At 72.3% G+C, this 22,911-nt stretch carries 26 protein-coding genes; 12 read left to right on the plus strand and 14 right to left on the minus strand.

What is annotated here, in order from left to right; genetic code table 11:
* Positions 1 to 115 precede the first annotated feature (115 nt).
* Positions 116 to 340 (plus strand): hypothetical protein, encoded by a 225-nt coding sequence (locus tag B086_RS0132995; RefSeq protein ID WP_018570711.1) that lies wholly within the window; start codon positions 116 to 118, stop codon positions 338 to 340.
* A 53-nt stretch (positions 341 to 393) separates the two neighbouring features.
* Here the strand turns inward: B086_RS0132995 and B086_RS0133000 are convergent, their stop codons facing one another.
* Positions 394 to 1,368: a hypothetical protein gene (locus tag B086_RS0133000; protein WP_018570712.1), complete on the minus strand. Its 975-nt coding sequence runs from the start codon at positions 1,366 to 1,368 to the stop codon at positions 394 to 396.
* Positions 1,369 to 1,490: 122 nt separating this feature from the next.
* Positions 1,491 to 2,384, minus strand: a complete 894-nt coding sequence (locus tag B086_RS0133005) for a helix-turn-helix transcriptional regulator (RefSeq protein ID WP_026253014.1) — start codon at positions 2,382 to 2,384, stop codon at positions 1,491 to 1,493.
* A gap of 107 nt (positions 2,385 to 2,491) precedes the next feature.
* Here B086_RS0133005 and B086_RS0133010 point away from each other — a divergent pair, with 107 nt between their 5' ends.
* Complete coding sequence (locus B086_RS0133010) at positions 2,492 to 3,988, plus strand: MFS transporter (protein WP_018570715.1); 1,497 nt, start codon at positions 2,492 to 2,494, stop codon at positions 3,986 to 3,988.
* 220 nt (positions 3,989 to 4,208) lie between these two features.
* Positions 4,209 to 4,643 (plus strand): hypothetical protein, encoded by a 435-nt coding sequence (locus tag B086_RS41420; protein ID WP_018570716.1) that lies wholly within the window; start codon positions 4,209 to 4,211, stop codon positions 4,641 to 4,643.
* 28 nt (positions 4,644 to 4,671) lie between these two features.
* On the opposite strand, the gene B086_RS0133020 is transcribed toward B086_RS41420, so the two are convergent.
* From B086_RS0133020 to B086_RS0133030, 3 genes are all read right to left on the minus strand, one after another.
* Positions 4,672 to 5,262 carry a TetR family transcriptional regulator gene (locus B086_RS0133020; RefSeq protein ID WP_018570717.1) on the minus strand — a complete coding sequence of 197 codons (591 nt, stop codon included), beginning with the start codon at positions 5,260 to 5,262 and terminating at the stop codon, positions 4,672 to 4,674.
* Positions 5,263 to 5,299: 37 nt separating this feature from the next.
* Positions 5,300 to 6,310 (minus strand): aldo/keto reductase, encoded by a 1,011-nt coding sequence (locus tag B086_RS0133025; RefSeq protein WP_018570718.1) that lies wholly within the window; start codon positions 6,308 to 6,310, stop codon positions 5,300 to 5,302.
* Between the two features lie 170 nt (positions 6,311 to 6,480).
* On the minus strand, positions 6,481 to 7,863 hold the full coding sequence (locus B086_RS0133030; protein ID WP_018570719.1) for a glycine--tRNA ligase: 1,383 nt from the start codon (positions 7,861 to 7,863) through the stop codon (positions 6,481 to 6,483).
* 184 nt (positions 7,864 to 8,047) lie between these two features.
* Here B086_RS0133030 and B086_RS0133035 point away from each other — a divergent pair, with 184 nt between their 5' ends.
* The 4 genes from B086_RS0133035 to B086_RS0133050 are packed head-to-tail and all read left to right on the plus strand — an operon-like array spanning position 8,048 to position 11,228.
* Complete coding sequence (locus B086_RS0133035) at positions 8,048 to 9,040, plus strand: metal ABC transporter substrate-binding protein (protein ID WP_018570720.1); 993 nt, start codon at positions 8,048 to 8,050, stop codon at positions 9,038 to 9,040.
* A gap of 29 nt (positions 9,041 to 9,069) precedes the next feature.
* Entirely contained in the window at positions 9,070 to 9,837 is a 768-nt protein-coding gene (locus B086_RS0133040) for a metal ABC transporter ATP-binding protein (protein WP_018570721.1), read from the plus strand.
* Positions 9,837 to 10,739: a metal ABC transporter permease gene (locus B086_RS0133045; protein ID WP_018570722.1), complete on the plus strand. Its 903-nt coding sequence runs from the start codon at positions 9,837 to 9,839 to the stop codon at positions 10,737 to 10,739. Before B086_RS0133040 ends, B086_RS0133045 begins: the two co-directional genes overlap by 1 nt.
* Before the next feature lie 60 nt (positions 10,740 to 10,799).
* Positions 10,800 to 11,228, plus strand: coding sequence for a Fur family transcriptional regulator (locus B086_RS0133050; protein WP_026253015.1), 429 nt, complete (start codon positions 10,800 to 10,802; stop codon positions 11,226 to 11,228).
* A 44-nt stretch (positions 11,229 to 11,272) separates the two neighbouring features.
* On the opposite strand, the gene B086_RS0133055 is transcribed toward B086_RS0133050, so the two are convergent.
* From B086_RS0133055 to B086_RS44355, 6 genes are all read right to left on the minus strand, one after another.
* On the minus strand, positions 11,273 to 12,118 hold the full coding sequence (locus B086_RS0133055) for an isoprenyl transferase (RefSeq protein WP_018570724.1): 846 nt from the start codon (positions 12,116 to 12,118) through the stop codon (positions 11,273 to 11,275).
* Between the two features lie 40 nt (positions 12,119 to 12,158).
* Positions 12,159 to 12,905 (minus strand): DNA repair protein RecO, encoded by a 747-nt coding sequence (recO, locus tag B086_RS0133060; RefSeq protein WP_026253016.1) that lies wholly within the window; start codon positions 12,903 to 12,905, stop codon positions 12,159 to 12,161.
* Positions 12,906 to 12,989: 84 nt separating this feature from the next.
* Positions 12,990 to 13,652 (minus strand): response regulator, encoded by a 663-nt coding sequence (locus B086_RS0133065; protein WP_026253017.1) that lies wholly within the window; start codon positions 13,650 to 13,652, stop codon positions 12,990 to 12,992.
* The gene (locus B086_RS0133070) at positions 13,649 to 14,890 is read right to left on the minus strand and encodes a sensor histidine kinase (protein ID WP_026253018.1); all 1,242 of its coding nucleotides are present in this window, start codon (positions 14,888 to 14,890) and stop codon (positions 13,649 to 13,651) included. Before B086_RS0133070 ends, B086_RS0133065 begins: the two co-directional genes overlap by 4 nt.
* 88 nt (positions 14,891 to 14,978) lie before the next feature.
* Positions 14,979 to 15,182: a hypothetical protein gene (locus B086_RS0133075; RefSeq protein ID WP_018570728.1), complete on the minus strand. Its 204-nt coding sequence runs from the start codon at positions 15,180 to 15,182 to the stop codon at positions 14,979 to 14,981.
* 17 nt (positions 15,183 to 15,199) lie between these two features.
* Entirely contained in the window at positions 15,200 to 15,418 is a 219-nt protein-coding gene (locus tag B086_RS44355) for a hypothetical protein (protein ID WP_026253019.1), read from the minus strand.
* 140 nt (positions 15,419 to 15,558) lie between these two features.
* Here B086_RS44355 and B086_RS0133085 point away from each other — a divergent pair, with 140 nt between their 5' ends.
* Positions 15,559 to 16,392 (plus strand): helix-turn-helix domain-containing protein, encoded by an 834-nt coding sequence (locus tag B086_RS0133085; protein ID WP_018570730.1) that lies wholly within the window; start codon positions 15,559 to 15,561, stop codon positions 16,390 to 16,392.
* Entirely contained in the window at positions 16,374 to 16,730 is a 357-nt protein-coding gene (locus B086_RS0133090) for a DUF397 domain-containing protein (RefSeq protein WP_018570731.1), read from the plus strand. The genes B086_RS0133085 and B086_RS0133090 overlap by 19 nt, the downstream gene beginning before the upstream one ends.
* Before the next feature lie 7 nt (positions 16,731 to 16,737).
* Here the strand turns inward: B086_RS0133090 and B086_RS0133095 are convergent, their stop codons facing one another.
* Entirely contained in the window at positions 16,738 to 17,730 is a 993-nt protein-coding gene (locus B086_RS0133095; protein WP_018570732.1) for a helix-turn-helix domain-containing protein, read from the minus strand.
* 293 nt (positions 17,731 to 18,023) lie between these two features.
* Between B086_RS0133095 and B086_RS41425 the strand changes: the two genes are divergently transcribed.
* The 3 genes from B086_RS41425 (at position 18,024) to B086_RS0133110 (ending at position 20,595) form a co-directional block, all read left to right on the plus strand.
* A complete protein-coding gene (locus tag B086_RS41425; protein ID WP_018570733.1) occupies positions 18,024 to 18,533 on the plus strand; it encodes an RICIN domain-containing protein in 510 nt (169 codons plus the stop codon).
* Between the two features lie 64 nt (positions 18,534 to 18,597).
* Positions 18,598 to 18,960 carry a DUF1304 domain-containing protein gene (locus tag B086_RS0133105; RefSeq protein WP_026253020.1) on the plus strand — a complete coding sequence of 121 codons (363 nt, stop codon included), beginning with the start codon at positions 18,598 to 18,600 and terminating at the stop codon, positions 18,958 to 18,960.
* A 90-nt stretch (positions 18,961 to 19,050) separates the two neighbouring features.
* On the plus strand, positions 19,051 to 20,595 hold the full coding sequence (locus B086_RS0133110) for an alpha/beta hydrolase (protein WP_018570735.1): 1,545 nt from the start codon (positions 19,051 to 19,053) through the stop codon (positions 20,593 to 20,595).
* A 16-nt stretch (positions 20,596 to 20,611) separates the two neighbouring features.
* Here the strand turns inward: B086_RS0133110 and B086_RS0133115 are convergent, their stop codons facing one another.
* Both B086_RS0133115 and B086_RS0133120 read right to left on the minus strand, forming a co-directional pair.
* On the minus strand, positions 20,612 to 21,796 hold the full coding sequence (locus B086_RS0133115; RefSeq protein WP_018570736.1) for a hypothetical protein: 1,185 nt from the start codon (positions 21,794 to 21,796) through the stop codon (positions 20,612 to 20,614).
* Positions 21,797 to 21,878: 82 nt separating this feature from the next.
* On the minus strand, positions 21,879 to 22,910 hold the full coding sequence (locus B086_RS0133120) for an SCO2521 family protein (RefSeq protein WP_018570737.1): 1,032 nt from the start codon (positions 22,908 to 22,910) through the stop codon (positions 21,879 to 21,881).
* Position 22,911: the final 1 nt, after the last annotated feature.

Raw genomic sequence — 22,911 nt, forward strand, 5'->3', positions numbered from 1 at the left:
GGGGGCAGCCTCCGAGCGAACCACGACATCGCCCTCCCGGGCGCCCTCGATGAGATGCGCCCGGATCGGAGAGGGCCTGTCGTTGTTGCCTCGTTCGCGGGACAAGACGCGAGGGGTGTTCCGTACGTACGAGGCACGGTCACTGATCCGGGCCGGGGAGGTCGAGCAGGCTCTCGCGGTCTCCGCCGAGTCCCTGGACCTGGCGCAGCGGATCGGCGCCGACCGCTGCGTGGCCCTGGTGCGCGACCTGGGGCCGGAGTTCCGCCCGTACACGGCGGTCGACGGAGTGCGGGACTTCCTGGAGCGTCTGCGCTCGTGCGGGGCACGTCGAGAGGGGTAGGGCGGCTGCCCGCCGCACGGACAGGCAGCCGCTTCTTCCGACGCGCGATGTCGTCAGAAGCTCTGGAAGTTCTTCTGGTAGATCGCGTTGTCCATTCCGCGCAGGAACATCCAGACGGCTACGGCACCGATGGCCATCAGGGTCGGTACCGAACGGCTGCGCCAGCTCTGGGGATCCTGGCTCCACCGGCCCGCACCGCCGGTCGCCGCGTTCCACACCCAGCGATTGATGGTGTATCCGCCGCCCGCACTCTCGTCCCTGCTGAGAGCCGCCACATCGATGGTGTTACCGACTGCCGCAGCCGTCGGCCTGCCATTTGTCGCGGGGCTGTTGGGGACCTGGGAGAACTGTCCCCAGGAATCGAGCTGGCCGTCATGCCATGCCCAGGCGACACGCTGGTTGCTGTTGCGGACGAACATGACCAGCGTACCGGCGAAGTTGATGATGGCCGGGGCGTTCTGCGTCATGATCGGCGCCTGCTGCGAGGAAACCCAGTCGATCGGCGAGAACGAGCCCATCAGCGACCCCATCCTGCTCCTCGGCACCCCGTCCAGACCTGTCCAGGCCAGTGCCACCTGGCCGTTGATCTCCGTCGCCACCGGCGTCGTCCGGGTCTGGCTTCCCGGGACGGTGTACCACTGGGTCCAGAAGTCACCGATGTTCTGGGAGTAGGCGATGTTGTTCTCCGCGGTGCGGTGGAAGATCACGAACTGGCCGTCGACCGCGACCACGGTCGGTGCGCTGTCGGTGTAGGTGTCGCTCATCACCGCCCCGGGACCGGGCTCGGTCCCGGCCGTGTAGATCACGTAATAGATGTGGTGGTCGTTGCCGCTTCCCCGCCACACCATGCACGTGGAGCCCGCCCTGGTGCTGACCGCTTCGGAGGGCGAGTCCGCCGTGGTCTCGCCCGGGTCCCAGTTGGACCAGCCGGACTCGGCGGCCGCCGCGGTTCCCGCGGTGACCAGACCCAGACCGAGCGCCGCGACGAGAGCGACCAGCCCCAGTTGCCATCTCTTCCAGAAGTGCACGAGATTCCTGCTTCCCTGACCTCACCGGCCCCAGCCGTTAACACGTGGGCGGCTGGGGCACGTTGACTGCCCCACAGTCAGGTAACGAGGCCAGGTCTGGACCGGTTCACGAGAGCGTGCGGCTACGCCTGCCGCTCCAGCGCGATCGCGTGCAGCTTCTCCAGCCGCTGCCGGGACTCCTCGTCGGCGGGGACGTAGGTGACCATGCGGGGGCCGATGTCGGGGCTGAGCCAGAGGTCGGTGTGGTCGACGGTGAGGCGGCCGACGTAGGCGTTGCGGAACTCCTTGCGCTTGCCGACCGGGGCGACCACCTCGTGGCGGTCCCAGATCTCGCGGAAGTCGGGCGAGGACTCGCGCAGCCGCTTGAGCAGCGCCTTCCAGGCCGGGTCGGCGAGGTGGCCGGCCATCGCCGCGCGGAAGCGGGCGGCCATGAGCCGGGTCACGGACTCCAGGTGGACGATCGAGGAGCGCCACTGCTCGTGGGTGTACGACAGGATCATGCAGTTGCGGTCCTCGGGCGGCACCGACTCCAGGTCGCACAGGAGCAGGCCGTAGGTGCGGTTGTGGGCGAGGATGTCGTACCTGCTGTTCTGGAGGCAGGCCGGGAAGGGCTCGATCTGCTCCAGGAGGGCGCGCAGGGCCGGGGTGACCGAGGGGCACGTGGTCGTCGGGGCCGGGTCGGCGGTACCGGCGAGCTGGAAGAGGTGGGCCCGCTCGGTGGGGTCGAGCAGCAGGGTGCGGGCGAGCGCGTCCAGGACCTGCACGGAGACCTGGATGTCACGGGCCTGTTCGAGCCAGGTGTACCAGGTGACCCCGACCGCCGAGAGGTGCGCGACCTCCTCGCGGCGCAGGCCCGGCGTACGGCGGCGGGCGCCGCGTGGCAGGCCGACCTGCTCGGGGGTGATGTGCTCGCGGCGGTGGCGCAGGAAGGCGGCGAGTTCGTGGCGCCGCACCGCCGAGGCGGTGGCCTCCCGGGTCCGGGGGGCGACCGCCGTGTGCGAGGCCATCGTGCTCATGCTCATGCCTCCAGCCTGCCGCTCCGCCGACCCTGTTGCCAGGTACTCCTACTACCAGGATAAGGACACTCTGGTACCCGGTTCGGCGGAGGCGCAGGCTCGGTGACGTGACCACCCGAACCGTCTCCTCGTCGTCCTCACCGTCCTCGGCGTCCTCGCCGTCCTCGGCGTCCTCGCCCGCCGTCCGCACCCCCGCCACCGCCACCGCCGCCGCCACCGCGCCCCCGGCGCTCAGCGGCCTCGGACTGTTCACGGTGCTGCTGGGCGCGGCGCTCCCCCTCATCGACTTCTTCATCGTCAACGTGGCCCTGCCCACCATGGGTCGCGACCTGCACGCGGGCGAGGCCGTCCTCGAACTCGTCGTCGCGGGCTACGGAGTGGCCTACGCCGTGCTGCTGGTCCTCGGCGGCCGGCTGGGCGACCTGTTCGGCCGGCGGCGGCTCTTCCTCGGCGGCATGGCGGCCTTCGGCCTGACCTCGCTGGCCTGCGGTCTGGCACCGGACGCCTGGTCCCTGGTCGGGGCGCGGGTGGCGCAGGGCGCGGCGGCCGCCGCGATGCTGCCGCAGGTGCTCGCGACCATCCAGGCGGCCACCGCGGGGCCGCGCCGGGCCCGCGCGATGGGCCTGTACGGCGCCACGGCGGGCCTGTCCATGGTGGCCGGGCAGATCCTCGGCGGCGTCCTGGTCGCCGCGGACCTGTGGGGCACGGGCTGGCGCTCGGTGTTCCTGGTGAACGTGCCGGTCGCCGCCGTCGGGCTGGTGCTGGCGGCCAGGGCCGTACCGGAGACGCGCTCGCAGCGCCCGGAGCCGGTCGACGGCCCCGGCACGGTCCTGCTCGCCGCCTCCCTGCTGACGCTGCTCGTCCCGCTCACCGAGGGCCGGGCCGCCCACTGGCCGCTGTGGACCTGGCTGTCGCTGGCCGCCTTCCCGGCGGTGGCGGCCTGGTTCTACGCCGTGGAGCGGCGCGCGGACCGCGCGGGCCGTACGCCGCTGGTGCCGCCGAGCCTGTTCCGGCTGGTCTCGCTGCGCCGCGGGCTCGCGCTGATCGTGCCGTTCTCCATCGGCTTCAGCGGCTTCATGTTCGTCATCGCGGTGGCCTTGCAGCAGGGCGCGCGGCTCGGTCCGGTCCCGGCGGGCCTGGCACTCGCACCGATGGCCGTCGTCTTCTTCCTGGTCTCGCTGGCCGGGCCCCGGCTGGTCGCCCGGTTCGGGACCCGGGTGGTGACGGCGGGCGCGGTGGTGCAGTTCGTGGGCGTGGGCCTGCTGGCGCTGGCCGTGCACGGGTCCTGGCCGCACGTGGGCTTCGTGGAGCTGCTGCCCGGCGCGGCGGTCGCCGGTGCGGGGCAGGCGCTGCAACTGCCCGTGATCTTCCGGATCATCCTGTCCGAGGTGCCGACGGCGCGTGCCGGGGTGGGCAGCGGGGTGATGGTCACCGCCCAGCAGTCGGCGCTGGCGCTGGGCGTGGCCACCCTGGGCACGCTGTTCCTGTCCCTGGTGCCCGGCCTGGGCATGGGCGGCGCCCTGGTGACCACCCTGCTGGTGCAGCTCTGCGGGATCGTGCTGACGGGACTGCTCAGTCTGCGGCTGCCGCGCACCGTCGGCTGACGGGCGCGCATGATCGCCCCGGCGGGCCGAAGGTAAGAAAAAGGTGAACCGGGACGCCCGCGCCGACCTGCGGGTTTATCCCAAACCTGGGAATTTCGGCACGTGTTCCGAGCGTTCTCGACTCGCCGCGCGGGCGAACCCCGGCAACTCTGGAGGAGCGCGGACGGCCCCTGGGGTCCCGCGCCGCAGGGGGGAATCCGTCGACCAACGGGAGACCACCATGCCTGTCACCACCAGCCGCCGCTGGGCCCGCGCGCTCGCCGCCGGTGCCCTGTCCGCAGCCCTGGTGTCGGCCGGATCGGCCGCCGCCCTCGCCTCGGACAACGCGCCGGTGGCGAAGCCGAGCCCGTCGCACAGCACCATGACGAAGACCAAGGGCTCGATCACGGCAAAGGCCAACCACACCACGGTCAAGACCGGTGAGACCGTCAAGCTCGCCGGTCACGCCAAGGACGTCAAGCCCGGCACCAAGCTGGTCCTCCAGCACCTGCACAACGGCAAGTGGACCACGCTGCACGCGAGCACCACCGTCAAGAAGGGCGGCGTCTTCTCGCTGACCTCGAACAAGCTCGGCACCAAGGGCACCGAGCACCTGCGGGTGGCGACCACGGACGGCAAGACGCACTCCTCGGCGGTGGCCGTCAAGGTGCACTGACGGCCACCTGACATCCGCCTGACGGCCGTCAGGGCCGCAGGCCGCGTACCAGCAGGTCCAGGACCGCGTCGAACTCGTCCTGGATCCCCGGCCGCTTCCACTCCCCCGCGTAACACGGGTCGTGGAAGCGGCCGGTGGCGTGGAAGAGGGCGCGGGCCGTCACCGCCGGGTCGGCGGCGGTGAAGTCCCCGGCGGCCGCGCCCGCCGCGACGATCGCGGTCAACTGCTCGGTCAGCTCGGCGATGTGCTGCTCGACCGCCGCGCCGTTCTCCGCGGCGAGGACCGAGTACGTCGCGAACATCTCCGGGTCGTCGCCCGCCTTGCGCAGCTTGGCCTCGAACAGCGCCCGCAGCCAGGTCCGCAGCCGCTCCTCCGGGGTGCGCCCGGGGTCGGCGGCGAGGCCGGACAGGGCGTCGTGGGTCCGGTCGAGCCACCGCTTGGTGACCGCCTCGCGCAGCGCGGCCTTGGTGCGGAAGTGCCGGTAGACACTGCCGTGGCTGACGCCGAGCGCGCGGGCCACGTCCACCACGGTCGCCTTGGCCGGGCCGTGGCGGCGCAGCACTTCCTCGGTCGCCTCGATGATGCGCTCGGCGGTCAGGGTCTCAGCAGCGGGTGACATGCCTAGACCGTACCCAAGCGGCTGTCCGGCACGGCGGTCAGTGCTCGCTGTCCAGGTCGGCCATCAGCGCCTGCGGGTAGCGGGTGCCGGCCGCCGCGTCCGCCGGTACGGCCTCCTCGATCGCCGCCAGGTCGGCCGCGTCCAGGGTGACGTCCAGCGCGCCCAGGGACTCGGCCAGCCGCTCGCGGGTGCGGGCGCCGACGAGCGGCACGATGTCCTCGCCCCGGGAGAGCACCCAGGCGATGGCGGTCTGCGCGACCGTGGCGCCCTTGCCCTCGGCCACCGCGCGCAGCGCCTCGACGAGGTCCAGGTTGCGCCGCAGGTTCTCGCCCTGGAAGCGGGGCGAGAAAGAGCGGAAGTCGCCGGGGGCGAAGCGGTGGCCGGGGGTGAGGCGCCCGGAGATCAGCCCGCGCGACAGGACGCCGTACGCGGTGATCGCGATGCCCAGTTCCCGGGTGACGGGCAGGATGCGGTCCTCGACGCCGCGCGAGATCAGCGAGTACTCGATCTGGAGGTCGGAGATCGGGGCGGTGGCGGCGGCCCGGCGGATGGTGTCGGCGCCGACCTCGCTGAGGCCGATGTGGCGTACGTACCCCTTCTCGACCAGCTCGGCGATGGCGCCGACGGTCTCCTCGACGGGGACGTCCGGGTCGAGGCGGGCCAGGCGGTAGACGTCGAGGTGGTCGACGCCGAGGCGCTGGAGGGAGTAGGCGGCGAAGTTCTTCACCGCGGCGGGGCGGCCGTCGTAGCCGCTCCAGTTGCCGTCGGGGTCGCGCAGAGCGCCGAACTTGACGCTGGTGAGGGCCTTCTCGCGGAGCGCGGCGGGGGCGGTGCGCAGGGCCTCGCCGATCAGCATCTCGTTGTGGCCCATGGCGTAGAAGTCGCCGGTGTCGAGCAGGGTCACGCCGGCCTCCAGGGCGGCGTGCACGGTGGCGATCGACTCGGTCCGGTCCGCCTCGCCGTACAGCGCGGACATGCCCATGCAGCCGAGACCGAGGGAGAAGACCTGGGGGCCGGTGGTTCCGAGGGAGCGGGTGTGCGTCGTCATGACTCCACCCTCGCACAAGGAATGACAGATTTCAATATCTGTCATTCCATACTTGTCAGCCCCCACGAAGCACCGGCCGGCCCGGACGCCGACCCGCACAGAAAAGCCGTACGGCCGCCGGAAGTGATCCGGCGGCCGTACGGCATTCGTCCAAGCGGGGTGGTGCGGGCTCAGCAGCCGATCAGGCGAGCGGCCAGGTAGCCCTCGATCTGGTCGAGGGAGACGCGCTCCTGCTTCATCGAGTCGCGCTCGCGGACGGTGACCGCGTTGTCGTCCAGGGTGTCGAAGTCGACGGTCACGCAGAACGGCGTGCCGATCTCGTCCTGGCGGCGGTAGCGGCGGCCGATGGCGCCCGCGTCGTCGAACTCGATGTTCCAGTGCTGGCGCAGCGCCTGGGCCAGGCCCTTGGCCTTCGGGGACAGCTCCGGGTTGCGCGACAGCGGCAGCACCGCGGCCTTCACCGGGGCCAGGCGGTGGTCGAGGCGCAGCACGGTGCGCTTCTCCATCTTGCCCTTGGCGTTGGGCGCCTCGTCCTCGACGTAGGCGTCGAGCAGGAACGCCAGCATCGCGCGGCCGACACCGGCCGCGGGCTCGATGACGTAGGGCGTCCAGCGCTCCTGGGCCTCCTGGTCGTAGTACGCGAGGTCCTGGCCGGAGGCCTTGGCGTGGGCGCCGAGGTCGTAGTCGGTGCGGTTGGCGACGCCCTCCAGCTCACCCCACTCGCTGCCGCCGAACTGGAAGCGGTACTCGATGTCGGCGGTGCGCTTGGAGTAGTGGGAGAGCTTCTCCTTCGGGTGCTCGTACCACCGCATGTTCTCCTCGCGCAGGCCCAGGCCGGTGTACCAGTTCCAGCGCTGCTCCATCCAGTACTCCTGCCACTTCTCGTCCTCGCCCGGCTTGACGAAGAACTCCATCTCCATCTGCTCGAACTCGCGGGTGCGGAAGATGAAGTTGCCGGGCGTGATCTCGTTGCGGAAGGACTTGCCCATCTGGGCGATGCCGAACGGCGGCTTGCGGCGCGAAGTGGTCTGCACCTGGGCGAAGTTGGTGAAGATGCCCTGGGCGGTCTCCGGGCGCAGGTAGGCGACGGAGCCGGTGTCCTGGGTGGGGCCGAGGTGCGTGGAGAGCAGGCCCGAGAACTGCTTGGGCTCGGTGAACTGGCCCTTGTTGCCGCAGTTGGGGCAGTTGACGTCCGCGAGGCCGTTCTCCGGGAGGCGGTGGTGCTTGGCCTCGTACGCCTCCTCCAGGTGGTCCGCGCGGAACCGCTTGTGACAGGCGGTGCACTCGGTCAGCGGGTCCGTGAAGGTGGCGACGTGGCCGGAGGCCACCCAGACCTCGGTGGCCAGGATGACGGACGAGTCGATGCCGACCACGTCCTCGCGCGACGTCACCATGTAGCGCCACCACTGGCGCTTGAGGTTCTCCTTCAGCTCGACACCGAGCGGACCGTAGTCCCAGGCGGCGCGCTGGCCGCCGTAGATCTCACTGCACGGGAATACGAAGCCACGGCGCTTGCTCAGGCTGACGATGGTGTCGATCTTGTCGGCGGCCACGGTGCTCTCTTCATTACGACGACGGGCGACGAAGCGAGACGCTTCAGAGCGAATGCCTCAGGGTACCGGCGGGGGCTCCCCCTCAATCAAATCGGTGCCCGGAAACGGCACGGTCCGGGCACCTCCGGACCTGTTCAGGGGGGCTTGTTGACAACGGTTTCCATTTTTGATGAAAATGAGTGTCATGAACGCTCGACGACACCTCCTCGCCCCGTCCCGCATACGCACGGCCGCCGCGCTCACCGCGGTCACCGCCGTCGGACTCGGCGCCCTGACCGCCTGCTCGTCCGCGGACGCCTCCGGCAAGCCGGGCAAGACGGGCAAGTACGACGTCGTCGCGTCCTTCTACCCGATGGCCTACCTCGCCGAGCGGATCGGCGGCGACCACGTCCACGTCACCAACCTCACCCAGCCCGGCCAGGAGCCGCACGACCTGGAGATCAGCGCCCAGCAGACCGCGCGGCTCCAGGACTCCGACGCGGCCCTCTACCTCAAGGGCCTCCAGCCCTCCGTGGACAAGGCCATCGACCAGTCCGGGATCAGGACCAAGGTCGACGCCGCCTCCCTGACCACCCTGGAGGAGCACGGCAGCGAGGTCGGCGGGCACGCCGCCGCGCACGACACCCACGAGGGCGAGGACGAGGGCGAGAGCGGCGGCAAGGACCCGCACGTCTGGCTCGACCCGGTGCGCTACGCCCAGATCGCCGAGGGCGTCGGCAAGGCCTTCGAGAAGGGCGACCCGGACCACGCGGCCGACTACCGCAAGAACACCGCCGCCCTGGTCAAGCAGCTCGACGAGCTGAACACCCGGTTCAAGGACGGCCTCGCGCACACCGAGTCCAAGGTCTTCATCACCACGCACGCCGCCTTCGGCTACCTCGCCGAGCGCTACGGCCTGACCGAGGAGGCCATCAGCGGCCTCGACCCGGAGTCCGAGCCCAGCGCCGCCCGGATCAAGGACCTGGAGAAGATGGCGAAGGCCGACGGCGTCACCACCGTCTTCTACGAGACCCTCGTCAGCGACAAGACCGCGAAGACCGTCGCGCAGGACGCCGGGCTCAAGACCGACGTCCTGGACCCGATCGAGGGCATCACCGACAAGTCCCGGGGCCGCGACTACCTCGCGGTGCAGGAGGCCAACCTCAAGGCCCTCCAGCAGGCCCTGGGCGCCAAGTGACCCACTCCCAGCGGCCCGAGGAGCCTCCCATGGGCGAGCCCGTCATAGCCATGCGCAAGGTCACCGCCGATCTCGGCGCCCGCACCGTGCTGCGCGGCATCGACCTCACCGTGCGCCGCGGCGAGGTCGTCGCGCTGCTCGGCGCCAACGGCTCCGGCAAGTCGACGGCGGTGCGCAGCGTCATCGGCCAGGTGCCGGTGACGAGCGGCGAGATCGAGCTGTTCGGCGTCCCGCGGCGCCGCTTTAGCGACTGGGCGCGCGTCGGCTACGTACCGCAGCGCACCACCGCCGCGGGCGGCGTCCCGGCCACCGTCACCGAGATCGTCTCCTCCGGCCGGCTCTCCCGCACCCGCTTCGGCGTCTTCCGCCGGAGCGACCGGGAGGCCGTCGGCCGCGCCCTGGAACTGGTCGGCATGGCGGACCGCGCCAAGGACTCGGTCGACGCGCTCTCCGGCGGCCAGCACCAGCGGGTGCTGATCGCCCGCGCGCTGGCCGCCGCGCCCGAACTGCTGATCATGGACGAGCCGATGGCGGGCGTCGACCTGGCCAGCCAGGAGGTGCTGGCCGCGACGCTGGAGGGGCAGGTCGCCGCCGGGGCGACGGTGCTGCTGGTGCTGCACGAGCTGGGCCCGCTGGAACCGCTGATCGACCGGGCGGTCGTGCTGCGCGACGGCTGCGTCCTGCACGACGGCCCGCCCCCGAAGGCCGTGGGCCAGCATGCCCTGCCGGGCCACGACCACGTCCACCCCCACGACGCCGTCGGCGCCGATCCGATCCGCACGGGACTGCTGAGCTGATGGACTTCCTGAACTACGCCTTCATGCAGCGGGCGCTGCTGGCCGCCGTCCTGGTCGGCATCACCGCGCCCGCGGTCGGCATCTACCTGGTCCAGCGCCGCCAGGCGCTGATGGGCGACGGCATCGGCCATGTGGCGATGACCGGCGTCGGCCTCGGCTTCCTGCTCTCCGCCTCGCCGGTGTGGATGGCGTCGGCGGTCTCCGTGCTCGGCGCCGTCCTGATGGAGCTGATCCGCTGGTACGGCCGCACCCGCGGCGACATCGCCCTCGCGATGCTCTTCTACGGCGGCATGGCGGGCGGTGTCATGTTCATCAGCCTCGCCCCCGGCGGCTCCACCGCGAACCTGACGTCGTACCTCTTCGGCTCGCTCTCCACCGTCTCCCAGTCCGACGTGGTGGCGATCTGCCTGCTGGCCGCCTTCGTCGTGCTGGTCACCCTGGGCCTGCGCCGCCAGCTCTTCGCGGTCAGCCAGGACGAGGAGTTCGCGCGGGTGACCGGGCTGCCGGTGCGCGCCCTGAACCTGCTCACGGCCGTCACGGCGGCGGTGACGGTGACGGTCGCCATGCGCGTGGTCGGGCTGCTGCTGGTCTCCGCGCTCATGGTGGTGCCCGTCGCCGCCGCCCAGCAGCTCACCCGCAGCTTCGCGGCGACCTTCGCCGTGGCCGTGGCCATCGGTGTGAGCGTGACCATCGGCGGCACGGTCACCTCGTACTACCAGGACGTGCCGCCCGGCGCGACGATCGTGCTGCTGACCATCGGCGCGTTCGTGGTCCTCACCGTCCTGGCCACACCACTGGCCCGGCGCCGCGCCCGGACGCTCGCCGCCGCACGGCCCGCCGGCGACCCCGCGGAGTGCGCGATTCCGGCCAGCCGGGGCGCCGCGGACGGGATCGGCGTCTGACCCGGGCCTGCCGGGGCTGGCACAATGGCCCCGGCAGGCGCAGACGTGAGGAGGCATCCGGTGACGACCGCAGGACCGCCCGTGAAGGGCCGGGCCACCCGGCAGCGCGCCGCCGTCGCGGCAGCCCTCGACGAGGTCGACGAGTTCCGCAGCGCGCAGGACCTGCACGACATGCTCAAGCACAAGGGCGACTCGGTGGGCCTCACCACCGTCTACCGCACCCTCCAGTCCCTCGCCGACGCCGGCGAGGTCGATGTGCTGCGCACCTCCGACGGCGAGTCCGTCTACCGCCGCTGCTCCACCGGCGAGCACCACCACCACCTCGTCTGCCGCGTCTGCGGCAAGGCCGTCGAGGTGGAGGGCCCGGCCGTGGAGAAGTGGGCCGAGGCCATCGCCACGGAACACGGCTACGTCAACGTCGCCCACACGGTCGAGATCTTCGGCACCTGCGCGGACTGCGCGGCCCTGGAGACCCACGCCGAACGGTGAGCTGCGGCCCAGGCGGTGAGCCTGGGCCGGTATCGGCCGGGGCCCTACGCGGAGGGGTCCTCCTGGCGGCCCTCCATGGCGAGCAGTTGCTCGTTGGGGATGGCGCCGCCGAAGCGGCGGTCGCGGGAGGCGAACTCCAGGCAGGCGCGCCACAGGTCGCGGCGGTCGAAGTCGGGCCACAGGACGTCCTGGAAGACCATCTCCGCGTACGCGCTCTGCCAGATCAGGTAGTTGGAGGTGCGCTGCTCGCCGCTCGGGCGCAGGAACAGGTCCACGTCCGGCATGTCCGGGTAGTACAGGTACTTCTGGATGGTCTTCTCGCTGACCTTGGACGGGTCGAGGCGGCCCGCGGCCACGTCCTCGGCCATCGCCTTGGCCGCGTCCGCCAGCTCGGCCCGGCCGCCGTAGTTCATGCAGAAGTACAGCGTGATCAGGTCGTTGTCCTTGGTCTGCTCCTGGGCGATCTGCAACTCCTTGGCGACCGACTTCCACAGCCGGGGCATCCGGCCCACCCAGCGCACCCGGACGCCGAGCCCGTCGAGCTGCTCGCGGGACTTGCGGATGAAGTCCCGGTTGAAGTTCATCAGGAAGCGCACCTCGTCGGGCGAGCGCTTCCAGTTCTCGGTGGAGAAGGCGTACAGCGAGATGTTGCGCACACCGATCTCGATGCCGCCCTGGAGCACGTCCAGGACGCGTTCGGCGCCGACCTTGTGCCCCTCGGTGCGGGGCAGGCCGCGCTGCTTGGCCCAGCGGCCGTTGCCGTCCATGACGATCGCCACGTGCTCGGGGACCAGCTCGCCCGGGAGCTTCGGGGGGCGCGCGCCGGACGGATGCGGCTCGGGCGCCAGGTACTCGCGTCGCCGGCTGCCCAGGAACCCGCGTACGGCCATGTGCTCTCGTCTCCCTCTGCTGTGTTGCCCGTGCTGCTCTCTACTTTTCCACGTACCGCAGCGAGCGCAGGCCGCGCTCCAGATGCCAGTGCAGGTAGGCGGAGACCAGCCCGCTGCCCTCCCGCACATGCCGCGGCTCGCAGGCGTCCGCCGTCGCCCAGTCCCCGGTGAGCAGCGCGCCCAGCAGTGCGAGGGTCTGCGGCGAGGGTACGACACTGCCGGCCACCCGGCAGTCGACGCAGACGGAGCCGCCGGAGGCCACCGAGAAGAACCGGTTGGGCCCCGGCATGCCGCACTTCGCGCAGTCGCCGAAGCTGGGCGCGTAGCCGTTGACGGCCAGCGAGCGCAGCAGGAACGCGTCCAGCACCAGGTGCGGGGCGTGCTCGCCGCGGGCCAGTGTGCGCAGGGCGCCCACCAGCAGCAGATACTGCTGGACGGCCGGTTCGCCCTCGTGGTCCGTGAACCGCTCGGCCGTCTCCAGCATGGCCGTCCCGGCGGTGTAGCGCGCGTAGTCGGTCACGATCCCGCCGCCGTACGGCGCGATGGTCTCGCTCTGCGTGCACAGCGGCAGCCCGCGCCCGATCAGCTCGCTGCCGCGGGCGAAGAACTGCACGTCCACGTGCGAGAAGGGTTCCAGCCGGGCGCCGAACTTGGACTTCGTGCGCCGTACGCCCCGCGCCACCGCCCGCACCCGGCCGTGGCCGCGCGTGAGCAGCGTGATGATCCGGTCCGCCTCACCCAGCTTCTGGGTGCGCAGCACGATGCCGTCGTCGCGGAACAGACTCATGGGGTCCATTCTCGCCCACCGCGGACGCGTCCCGGTCCGCCCGGGTGGACGCCGCCGCCCGCGCGGGCGCTGACCTGGGCGCGGTCAGCCCGGCACCGACACCAGTCCCGCCTCGAACGCCATGATCACCAGCTGGACGCGGTCGCGGGCGCCCAGCTTGGCCAGCAGGCGGCTGAGATAGGTCTTGGCGGTGGCCACGCTGATGCACAGTTCGGCGGCGATCTCCGTGTTGGACAGACCCGTGCCGACGAGGGTCAGCACCTCCCGCTCCCGCTCGGTGATGCCGGTCAGCTCGCGGCGGGCGGGCCCGGCGGACGGCGCGGCCCGGCTCGCGAAGTCCTCGATCAGGCGGCGGGTGACGCTCGGCGCGATCAGCCCGTCCCCGGCGGCGACCACCCGTACCGCCCCGATGATGTCGTCCAGACCCATGTCCTTGACCAGGAAGCCGGAGGCGCCCGCGCGCAGCGCCCCGTACACGTACGCGTCGTCGTCGAAGGTCGTCAGGACGACGATCCGCGCCGCGGCCGGACCCGCGGTGATCGCCCGGGTCGCCTCGATGCCGTCCGTCCCCGGCATCCGGATGTCCATGACGACGACGTCCGGGTCGAGTTCCCCGGTGAGCGCCACCGCCTCGGCGCCGGTGGCGGCCTCGCCCACCACCTCCATGTCGGCCAGGTCCGCCATGACCATGCGCAGCGCGGCGCGGATCAGCTGCTGGTCGTCGGCGAGGACCACCCGGACCGTCATCGCGGGGCCGCCGCGGGCAGGGGCAGCCGCGCCGCCACCCGGAAGCCGCCCTCCGGCCGGGGCGCCGCGCTGAACTCGCCGTGCAGCAGGGCGACCCGCTCGCGCATCCCGGCGAGCCCGAACCCGGTGCCGGTCGCGGTGCCGTGGCCGCGGCCGTCGTCGGTGACCTCCAGGGCGAGCGCGCCGTCCCCGTAGTCCACGGTCACCCGGCAGGCGGGCGCCCCGGAGTGCCGTACGACGTTGGTGACGGACTCCTGGACGATGCGGAACGCCGACAGGTCGACGTCCGGCGGCAGCCGCCGCACCTCCCCCAGCCGCCGCACCTCCACCCGGACCCCCGCCGCGGTGGTCGCGGCGGCCAGCCGGTCGAGGCCACCGAGCCCGACGGGATCAATGGGGCAGGCAGGATCGGTGGGGGCGATGGGGCCGGTGGGATCGGTGGGATCGGTGGGGTCCGGGTCGGTCTCGCGCAGGGCGACCAGCATCCGGCGCAGCCCGGCCAGGGTCTCGCGGCCGGTGCTCTCCACCGCCCGCATCGCCTCGCGGGCCGCGTCCGGCCGGGTGGCCGCCACCCGGACCGCCGCGCCCGCCTGGAGGGCGATGATGCCGATGCTGTGCGCGACGGTGTCGTGCATCTCCCGGGCGATGCGCAGCCGTTCGGCCGTGACCGCCTGTTCGGCGGCCCGCTCGTTCATCCACCGCGCGTGCTCGCGGGACCGGTGCGCCGAGTCGCCGAGCAGCCAGGCGATCACCGCGACCAGGGCCACGGCCAGTTCCGCCGAGACACCCGCCGACCAGCCGCGCAGCAACCGGAAGGCGACGAAGCCGACGAGCGTGCCGACCGCCAGGGCGAGACCGGCCGCGGCGGTGCGGCGCGGCCTGCCCGCGGCGACGAAGTACAGCGCCACCGCCACCGCGAGGTACTGCGCCATGGGCAGCTCGCCCACCCCGAGGGTGGTCGTCTCCCCGATGGCCGCCGCGATCAGCACGGCCAGCGCGACGAGCGGCCGCCGCCCCAGCAGCAGGCCGCCGTACAGCACCAGGGCGGTGGACAGCACGGTGACCGTCAGGCCGTCCCAGCGGTAGAGCTGGGCCGCCGGCCACTGTCCGGGCTCGGTCTCGCCGGGCAGCCGGACAGTGGTCAGCAGGGTGAACAGCGTGCTCGCGCACCATACGAGCGCCGTCCAGCCCGAGGGCGGGACACGGCGGAGCAGCGGCGGCGGCACGGTGGCGGACATGCCGTGATCGTAGGACCGGCCACGGCCGCCGGTCATCGGCCCGGGGACGTACGCCCCGGGTCGACATCCCGCGCCGGGTCCGCGCGGCTCACGGTGCCTCGCCCCGGCTGCGGGCGTTCGCGTACGCCGTCGCCGCGCTCAGCCGCTCCGCCAGGGTCGCCGCCCGGACCCGCTCCGGTACGCAGTCCCACTCGCGGCCCCCGCCGAGGGGCCGCAGCTGGACGTACGGCCCCTCGTGGCCCATGACCACGCCGACGCACCCGGTGCCGGTGTCGAGCGCGTAAGCCCCCACCGGCGGACACGGGCCGCTCACCGCAGTACCGCGACGAGCCGGGCCGCCGTCTCCACGGAACAGCGGCCCAGTTCCACCAGCGGGCAGGGCGCCTCACGGGCGAGCCCGCTCGGGTCGAGCCCCAGTGAGGGCAGGGTGATTCCGGCCTTTTCCAGCGCGGTACGCAATTCAACAAGTGTTTCCTCCGCCTCCTGGACACAGACCGCCGAGTGAGCCGAGTGCTGCTGTGCTGCCACGGTGTTCTTCCTCCCTTTCCCTTTCCGGGATTTCCGTCATCCCGGGGTTTTACTCTTCGCGTCTCCACAATGGTGTTTCACGTCTACACTCGGAAGGGTTTCGGGCACTGCAAGGGAGCGGCTGCACAAGGGGGTTGGTAATGGCCAATGCTTCACGCCAGGTCGTCTGGGAGTTCTTCGGCACCGAACTGAAGCGGCGCCGGGAGAACGCCGGATTGACGCAGGTGGAGCTGGGCGGGCGGGTCTTCGTCTCGGGCGGCTACATCGGCCAGTTCGAACAGGCGATCAGAAAACCACAACTGGATGTGGCCCAGCGGATCGACGACGTCCTGCAAACCGACGGTATTTTCGAGCGGCTGTGCAGAAAGCTGATCGACGATCCACGGTACGCGGATTACTTCGCCCATGTGGTGGAGTTGGAGCGACTGGCCACCGAGATCTACGAGTTCGCGCCCGCGCTGGTGCCTGGGCTGCTCCAGACCAGGGATTACGCCTGGGCGGTCACGGTGTCGATGAACCCGTTCGCACCCGACGAGTACATCGAGGAGAAGGTCTCCGGCCGCCTGGACCGCGCCCGCATCCTCGCGGACGCGACCCGGCCTCGGTACTGGGTCGTCCTGCACGAGAACGCGCTGCGCATCCCCGCCGGCGGACCGGCAAGCATGGCGGCACAGCTCGACTGCATCGCGCGGATGGCGCGCGAGCGCGTGGTGAAGGTGCAGGTGCTGCCGTACGCCTCGGGCGCCTATCCGGCCATGACGGGACCCATGAAGCTCATGGAGTTTGACGACGCACCGCCAACTGCCTATACAGAGGCGGTGTATTCCGGCAACCTGCTGGACGATCCGCCCGTGGTCAAGCGTGTCCGCTCGGCATACGATCAGATCAGGGCCGCCGCGCTGTCGCCTGAGGTGTCCCTGGCCCTGATCGATTCAACGGCGGAGGATTTCAGACAATGCGCGAGTACGACCTGACCAGCGCCCGCTGGTGCAAGAGCAGTTACAGCGACGGCAACGGCGGCGACTGCGTCGAGGTCGCCCGCGACTTCCCAGGTGCCGCCCGCTGGCGCAAAAGCACCCACAGCAACGGGAGCGGTGGCAACTGCGTGGAAGTCGCCTACGACTTCCCCGGCGCCGCCCGCTGGCGCAAAAGCACCTACAGCAATGGCGAAGGCGGCTCGTGCGTAGAGGTCGCCGACGGCTTCCCCGGTGTCGTCCCCGTCCGGGACAGCAAGGTCGCGGACGGTCCCGTGCTGGTGGTGCGGGCCGGTGCGTGGGCGCGCTTCGTCGCCGGAGTGGCCGGGGCCGAGTAGGCAGGCGTCAGCGCGGCAGGTCCGCCGCCGTCCCCTCGATACGGGCCCGGTGGCGGTACTCGCTCGGGGTGATGCCGTAGACGCCGCGGAAGGTGCGGCTGAAGACGGTGGGGCTGGTGAAGCCCCACCGGGCGGAGATGGTCTGCACGGACGTGTCCCGCAGCTCCGGGCGGGCCAGATCGGCGCGGCAGCGTTCGAGGCGGCGTCGGCGGATGGACGCGGCGACGCCCTCCCGCCGGTCCTGGAAGAGGGCGTACAGGGTCCGCAGCGAGATGTGATGGTGCTCGGCGATCGCGCGCGGGGTGAGGTCGGGATGGCCGAGGTGGTTCTCGATGAAGGCGTCGACGCGCCGGAACAGCGCCTCGGCGCGCGCCTCTTCGGACATCTCGCGGACCGCACCGGCCTGCTGGGCCAGGCAGGTGGCGGCCAGTTCCACGGCCATGCCGCCGAGGCCGCTCAGGTCCTCGGGGCGGCAGTCGGGCCCGTTGCCGGTGAGGGACGTCAGGAAGTCGGCCAGGACGCCGGGGAGCCCCCGGCCGCCGGGGATGCGGCGGGCGAGGAGCCGTTCCAGCCGCTCGGTGCGCAGCGGCATCGCGGACTTGGGTATCTGGAGGACGAAGACCTCCACGGACCCGCCGTCCGCGCCCGAACCCGACTCGTAGGGCCGTGAGGTGTCCCACAGGGCCATGTCCCCGGGCCGCAGCTCCGCCTCGGCGCCGTTCTGCGCGAACCAGGCGGAGCCCCGGGTGACCAGCCCGAGCTGGTACTGCTCGGGGTCGCCGCGGCGGATCAGCGCCGGGGTGCGCCGGGAGCGCAGCGGTGAGTAGGTGAACCGGGACACCTGGGCGCCGCCGAGATCCAGCAGCGCCCCTTCGGCGTAGAAGCCGGTGGTGTCGGGCGCGCTGAACGCCGAGGGCATCAGCGCGCTGGACACGACATCACTGAACCAGGCGAACCGGTCGTCCGCCGGTACCGCCCCCGTGGAACCGCCCTGCCACATCGTCGAGATCCCCCTGTCCCCCGGCGCCCCCCGCGCCCTGCCGCACCCCGTCACCGCGGTCGGCGGGCGGGGCCGAGGGGAAGTGTGCATGACGCCGAGCCGCTCACGCCAGAGGGGAATTGTGCTGTTCAGAGCCGTTGCGGGGCATTGCACGCATCGTCGAGGAAGACCGCACGGCGTGCACACAGGAACCGGTGCCCGGCTGCCTAGGCTCCGTCTGGCCCGGTTCCACACGGACCCGCACGGCCCGTACGACCCGCAGCACGACCCACACGACCTGAACGGGGACAGTGATGAAGAGCAAGCGGCTGGCCAGACTCGTCGGCCTCGCGGTGGCGGTTCCCGCCCTGCTGATCACCACCGGCGTCAGCGCCCACGCGGACGGCCAGAACATCACCTGGCGCAACCGCGCCACCGACAAGTGCCTGTACTGGAAGGACCACTCCAACCCGTGGGGCTATCTGCTCCAGGCCGTCAACCCGATCCTCGGCGTGTGCAGCCCGCAGGGCAGCCTGTGGAACGACGAGTCCAGCAACCTCCAGGACCAGACCGGTGAGTACTGGGTGGAGTCACCGGCGGGCGGACCCGCGGGCCGCGGCTGTCTGACGGCCTACTCCAACGGCGCCGCGTACCTGGAGCCCTGCTCCAGCCCGGCCAACTACTGGGAGCAGTGGAAGGAGGTCTGGGTCGGCAACGGCTTCAACCTCGTCAACCGCATGACCGGCCAGTGCCTCGACAGCAACGCCCAGGGCGCGGTCTACACGCTGAAGTGCAACGGGGGCCAGTACCAGGTCTGGTACTGAGTCCGGCCACCTCGCGGGCCGCTGCCCCTGGGCAAGCGGCCCGCGACGGGCGATCATGGTCGGCATGTCGATCGCAGCGGCCGTCCTGGTCTGGCTCAACGCCTGTGTGCACCTTCTGATCATGGGTGTGGAGATGTTCCTGTGGACGGTGCCGAGGGTGCGGGGGTCCTTCGGCACCACCGCGGAGTTCGCCGAGCGGACGAAGACGCTCGCCGCCAACCAGGGCCTCTACAACGGCTTCCTGGCCGCCGGGCTGATCTGGGGCGCACTCGCCTCCGATCCGGTGGGCTTCCAGGTGCGGGTGTTCTTCCTGGCCTGCGTCGCGCTCGCGGGCCTGTACGGGGCCGCCACCTCCAGCCGGAAGATCCTCTTCGTCCAGACCGTCCCGGCCGCCGCCGGTCTCGCGCTGGTGCTCCTGTCACACTGAACCCGTAGGGGTTCTGCGGGGGTAAACCCCCTGTACGGCATGCCAGTTGGCCGGATGGAGCGGGCCGGGGCGGTCCGGGAGGCTCCTCCTATGACCCAGCTGACCCAGCGCAAGCGCACCCGTGTCCGCACCGTCCGCACCGTCCGCACTGTCCGCACCCGCCGCAACGCCGCACTCGTCGGCGCCACCGCCGTCCTGCTCGGCATCACCGCGCCCGTGACCGCGTCGGCCGCCGCCCGGCCGTCCCCGGCCCCCACCCTCACCTGGACGAAGTGCGCGGGCGACGGCCTCGATCCGCGCCAGCGGTGTGCGACCCTGGACGTCCCGATGGACTACGCCGATCCGCACGGCCCGCACATCGAGATCGCCGTCTCGCGCATCGCGAGCGAGAAACCGTCCGCACGGCACGGGGTGCTGCTGCTGATCCCGGGCGGCCCCGGCGGCTCCAGCCTGAACGACCCGTCCGGCAAGGGGCAGAAGCTGCCGCAGGCGGTCCGCGACCAGTACGACCTGGTCGGCTTCGCACCGCGCGGCCTCGCGCCGTCCACCGCCGTGGACTGCGGGCTCGACCACGCCGACCTGGCGACGTCCCGGCTGCGCCCGTGGCCGGCCGCCGACGGCTCGATCGACGGGAACCTGGCCGACGCCCGGCGCATGGCGGACGCCTGCGCGAAGAACGCCGGGCCGCTGCTCCAGCATCTGAGCACCGCGAACGAGGCCCGCGACCTCGACCGTCTGCGGGCCGCGCTCGGCGAGGACACGGTGTCCGCGTGGGGCGTGTCGTACGGGACGTACGTCGGCGCCGTCTACAACCAGCTCTTCCCGCGCCGCGTCGACCGCATGGTGCTGGACAGCAACGACAACCCGGACCCGGAGCAGGTCAACCGCGCCTGGCTGGGCGCGCACGAGCAGGGTGTGGAGGACACCTTCCCGGACTTCGCGGCCTGGGCGTCACGGCCCGGCAACCCGGACCGCCTGGCCGAACGTGCGTCCGACGTACGGCCGTTGTTCCTGGACCTCGCCGCCCGCCTGGACCGCGCCCCGATCCCGTGGCCCGGCGCGAACCCCGAGGAGCTGAACGGGAACGTGCTGCGCCAGACCCTGCTGGACAGCCTCTACGCGCCGAAGAACTACCCGGCCCTGGCGAAGCTGATCCAGGCCGCGCGGCAGGGCACCGTCCCGCCCGCGCCGCAGGGGCCCCCGGAGGAGGTGCTCCAGAACGTGGCGGCCGTGGGCGCCGGTACCCTCTGCAACGACGTGGCCTGGCCGCACTCGGCGGCGGCGTACGCGAAGGACGTGGCGGACAGCCGGGCCGCGTACCCGCTGACGGCGGGCATGCCCCGTAACGCGATGCTGTGCGCCGCCTGGCCCACCGCGCCCCGCGAGGCCCCCGTCCGCGTCACCGACCGCGGCCCGTCCCGTGTGCTGCTCGTCCAGAACCGGCGCGACGTCGCCACCCCGCTCGGCGGTGCCCTGAAACTCCGTGCGGCCCTCGGCCGGCGCGCCGTCATGGTCACCGTGGACTCCATCGGCCACGACGCCTACCTGGCCAACGGCAATCCCTGCGGCGACCGCACCGTCTCGCGCTTCCTGGCGACGGGGCAGCGCCCGGCGGCGGACGTGTACTGCCGCTGAGCCGGGCGGGCCGCGCTCAGCCCGGCTCGACCGCGTCGACCATCCAGGTGCCGTCCTCCTCGTCGTCGACCCGGACCTCCAGTTCCCGCACGCTCATGCCCGCCTCCCACAGTTCGCGGAACCGCTTCATGCGGTCCTCGACGTGGTCGTGGCGGGCGATGAGGCGGGTGCGGACGTTGACGTCGCGCAGGTCCTGGTCGATCTCGAAGGACGCCTCCTCGTCGTAGACGATGAAGTCGTCGGTGGTGCCGCGCTGGAGCAGCGGCGGCAGCTCGGGCAGGATCGAGACGCGCACCTCGATGTGCAGCAGCTCCTGTTCCTCGCACAGCCGTAACAGCGGGTCGCCCAGTTCGCGGGCGCTCTCCAGCAGGAACACGCGGCGCACGCTCACGCCCCGCTCCACCGCCTCCCGCTGCGCCTGGAGGTAGCGGCTGGCGGGCTCGCTGTTCCAGAACTCGCGGTCCACGGAGGTGCTGGTGGCGCAGATGGAGTGCTCGGCGGCCCGGGTGAGGGACAGCAGCCAGTCGTGGTTCTCGCCGGGGCACTCGGCGCTCAGACTGGCCAGGTCCGCCATGTGGCCGACGACCCGGCCCATCTCCAGGCGGACGAACGTGTAGAGGAGCGGTGTGCCGGGGGCCAGCACCTCGGCGAAGCCCTTGGCCAGTTCGGGCACGCCGTCGACGCGGATCTGGGCGGGCGGGAGATAGGGCCCGGCGGACCGGTCCGCCTCGGCGATCCGGCTCTCCACCAGCTGGCGCATGTCGGCGGAGTGCCGGGTCAGTCCGGTGTCCAGCCGGTCGTCGTGGCGGCGCAGACCGTCGCGTACGGCGTCGGCGGCCCCGCTCAGCAGGGTCGCGGTGTCCCGGGAGTGCGCGGCCAGCGCTCCGCCGTGCTCGTCGAGCCGCCGGTCCAGGCCGAGGACGTGCTGCACGAGGACCGCCGCGGTGGCGCACAGGACGGCGGCCCCGGCCTGCCGGGACAGCGCGGTGTGCGGGGCCAGTACCGCCGTGACGGACCAGGCGAGCGCGCCGGTGACCACACCGGCCGCGATCCGGCGCGCCCACCGGGACGGGCCGGGGCGGGCCGCTCGCGCCGGGTGGGGGGCGAGGGCCGCTCGGAGCCGGTTCGCGGGGCCGGACGGCGCCGCCGGGCCGTCCGGGGCGGCCGGTTCATCGGGCTGGGGTGTCTGTGCCGTGCTCATCTCGCTTCTCCCCCCGTTGGGATACGCGTCGGATCGGGATGCGGTGAGGTGCCGTGGGGGACCCGGGCGGGCGGGCGTCCGGTCAGGGGACCGGCTCCACCTCCCGGTGCGGCGCGGGGATCGCGTGCAGGGCGAGCTGGTCGCGGATGCGCTGCACCTGCGCCCGCCACTGCCGGGTGAAGCCGGGCCGCTCCTCCAGGACGTCCCAGAGCGGGGCCAGTTCCGCCGCCACCCGGGCCCGCGGCATCCACAGGTGCAGCAGGTGGTCGACGGCGGGCCGCAGCACGGTGACGACGGTGGGGCGGTCCCGCGCCGCCGCTCTCGCGCGCACCGGCTGCGCCGGGGCGCCCAGGGTGATGCCGTCCAGCAGCCGGACCAGGGTGGTCAGCAGCCAGTCGTGCAGGGCCAGGTCGTCGCAGAGTCCGGCGATGTCGGCAGCGGGCGTGCCCTCGGGCACCCGCAGCCGCACGGTGCGCAACTCGTCCTCGGCGAGGGTGAACCGCTCGACGGCGGGCCGGGCCGCCCCCTCGGCGGGCAGGGCCGCCCAGCGCAGCCGGGTAGGCCGGGAGCGCAGCGGCGGGCGCTGGTCGAGCAGGGGATCGCGCAGCAGCCGGGTGAGCAGCGCGTCGGCGATCAGGCCGACGTCGAGGTCGCCGGGGCGTCCGCCGTCGAGCACGCCCCGGGCGACCGCCTCGTGCGGCGCCTTCCCGAACGGCTCCAGCAGACCGGGCCGCACCAGGTACTGGCCCCAGGGGCGCCGCTGGTCGGGGCCGGTGGCGGCCAGCCGGAAGTACGCGGAGGTCTGTAGGACGCGGCCCTCGGTGAGCGCGGCCCGCGCGGCGACCGTGCCGACCGCCCGGACGGCGCCGCCCGCGCTGGGCAGCGGGCAGTCGACGCCGGTGAGGGTCTCGGGAGAGCGCGCGTAGAGGTTGGGGCGTTCGGAGAGCAGGACGCGTTCACCGGCGCGCAGCGCGAGGAGCCGGTCGGCGGCCCGGATGTCGAGGGCCTGTCCGGCGGGCAGCAGGCAGGTGCGGACCTCGCCGCAGGCGAGCACGGTGTTCCCGGCCCCGGCCCCGGCCCCGGTCCCGGTCCCGTCCAGGGGCGTGTCCGCCATG

It is taken from the genome of Streptomyces sp. PsTaAH-124, from assembly GCF_000373685.1.
GTDB classification, from domain to species: Bacteria; Actinomycetota; Actinomycetes; order Streptomycetales; family Streptomycetaceae; genus Streptomyces; species Streptomyces andamanensis.

Excerpts from the sequence above, each read along its gene's own strand:
- B086_RS0133115 (WP_018570736.1), bottom strand. The coding sequence starts at position 21,796 with ATGAGCACGGCACAGACACCCCAGCCCGATGAACCGGCCGCCCCGGAC.
- B086_RS0133105 (WP_026253020.1), top strand. The coding sequence starts at position 18,598 with ATGTCGATCGCAGCGGCCGTCCTGGTCTGGCTCAACGCCTGTGTGCAC.
- B086_RS0133065 (WP_026253017.1), bottom strand. The coding sequence starts at position 13,652 with ATGACGGTCCGGGTGGTCCTCGCCGACGACCAGCAGCTGATCCGCGCC.
- B086_RS0133070 (WP_026253018.1), bottom strand. The coding sequence starts at position 14,890 with ATGTCCGCCACCGTGCCGCCGCCGCTGCTCCGCCGTGTCCCGCCCTCG.
- B086_RS0133020 (WP_018570717.1), bottom strand. The coding sequence starts at position 5,262 with ATGTCACCCGCTGCTGAGACCCTGACCGCCGAGCGCATCATCGAGGCG.
- B086_RS0133120 (WP_018570737.1), bottom strand. The coding sequence starts at position 22,910 with ATGGCGGACACGCCCCTGGACGGGACCGGGACCGGGGCCGGGGCCGGG.
- B086_RS0133035 (WP_018570720.1), top strand. The coding sequence starts at position 8,048 with ATGAACGCTCGACGACACCTCCTCGCCCCGTCCCGCATACGCACGGCC.
- B086_RS41420 (WP_018570716.1), top strand. The coding sequence starts at position 4,209 with ATGCCTGTCACCACCAGCCGCCGCTGGGCCCGCGCGCTCGCCGCCGGT.
- B086_RS0133040 (WP_018570721.1), top strand. The coding sequence starts at position 9,070 with ATGGGCGAGCCCGTCATAGCCATGCGCAAGGTCACCGCCGATCTCGGC.
- B086_RS0133110 (WP_018570735.1), top strand. The coding sequence starts at position 19,051 with ATGACCCAGCTGACCCAGCGCAAGCGCACCCGTGTCCGCACCGTCCGC.
- B086_RS41425 (WP_018570733.1), top strand. The coding sequence starts at position 18,024 with ATGAAGAGCAAGCGGCTGGCCAGACTCGTCGGCCTCGCGGTGGCGGTT.
- B086_RS0133045 (WP_018570722.1), top strand. The coding sequence starts at position 9,837 with ATGGACTTCCTGAACTACGCCTTCATGCAGCGGGCGCTGCTGGCCGCC.
- B086_RS0133005 (WP_026253014.1), bottom strand. The coding sequence starts at position 2,384 with ATGAGCACGATGGCCTCGCACACGGCGGTCGCCCCCCGGACCCGGGAG.
- B086_RS0133085 (WP_018570730.1), top strand. The coding sequence starts at position 15,559 with ATGGCCAATGCTTCACGCCAGGTCGTCTGGGAGTTCTTCGGCACCGAA.
- B086_RS0133095 (WP_018570732.1), bottom strand. The coding sequence starts at position 17,730 with ATGTGGCAGGGCGGTTCCACGGGGGCGGTACCGGCGGACGACCGGTTC.
- recO (WP_026253016.1), bottom strand. The coding sequence starts at position 12,905 with ATGAGTCTGTTCCGCGACGACGGCATCGTGCTGCGCACCCAGAAGCTG.
- B086_RS0133025 (WP_018570718.1), bottom strand. The coding sequence starts at position 6,310 with ATGACGACGCACACCCGCTCCCTCGGAACCACCGGCCCCCAGGTCTTC.
- B086_RS0133055 (WP_018570724.1), bottom strand. The coding sequence starts at position 12,118 with ATGGCCGTACGCGGGTTCCTGGGCAGCCGGCGACGCGAGTACCTGGCG.
- B086_RS0133090 (WP_018570731.1), top strand. The coding sequence starts at position 16,374 with ATGCGCGAGTACGACCTGACCAGCGCCCGCTGGTGCAAGAGCAGTTAC.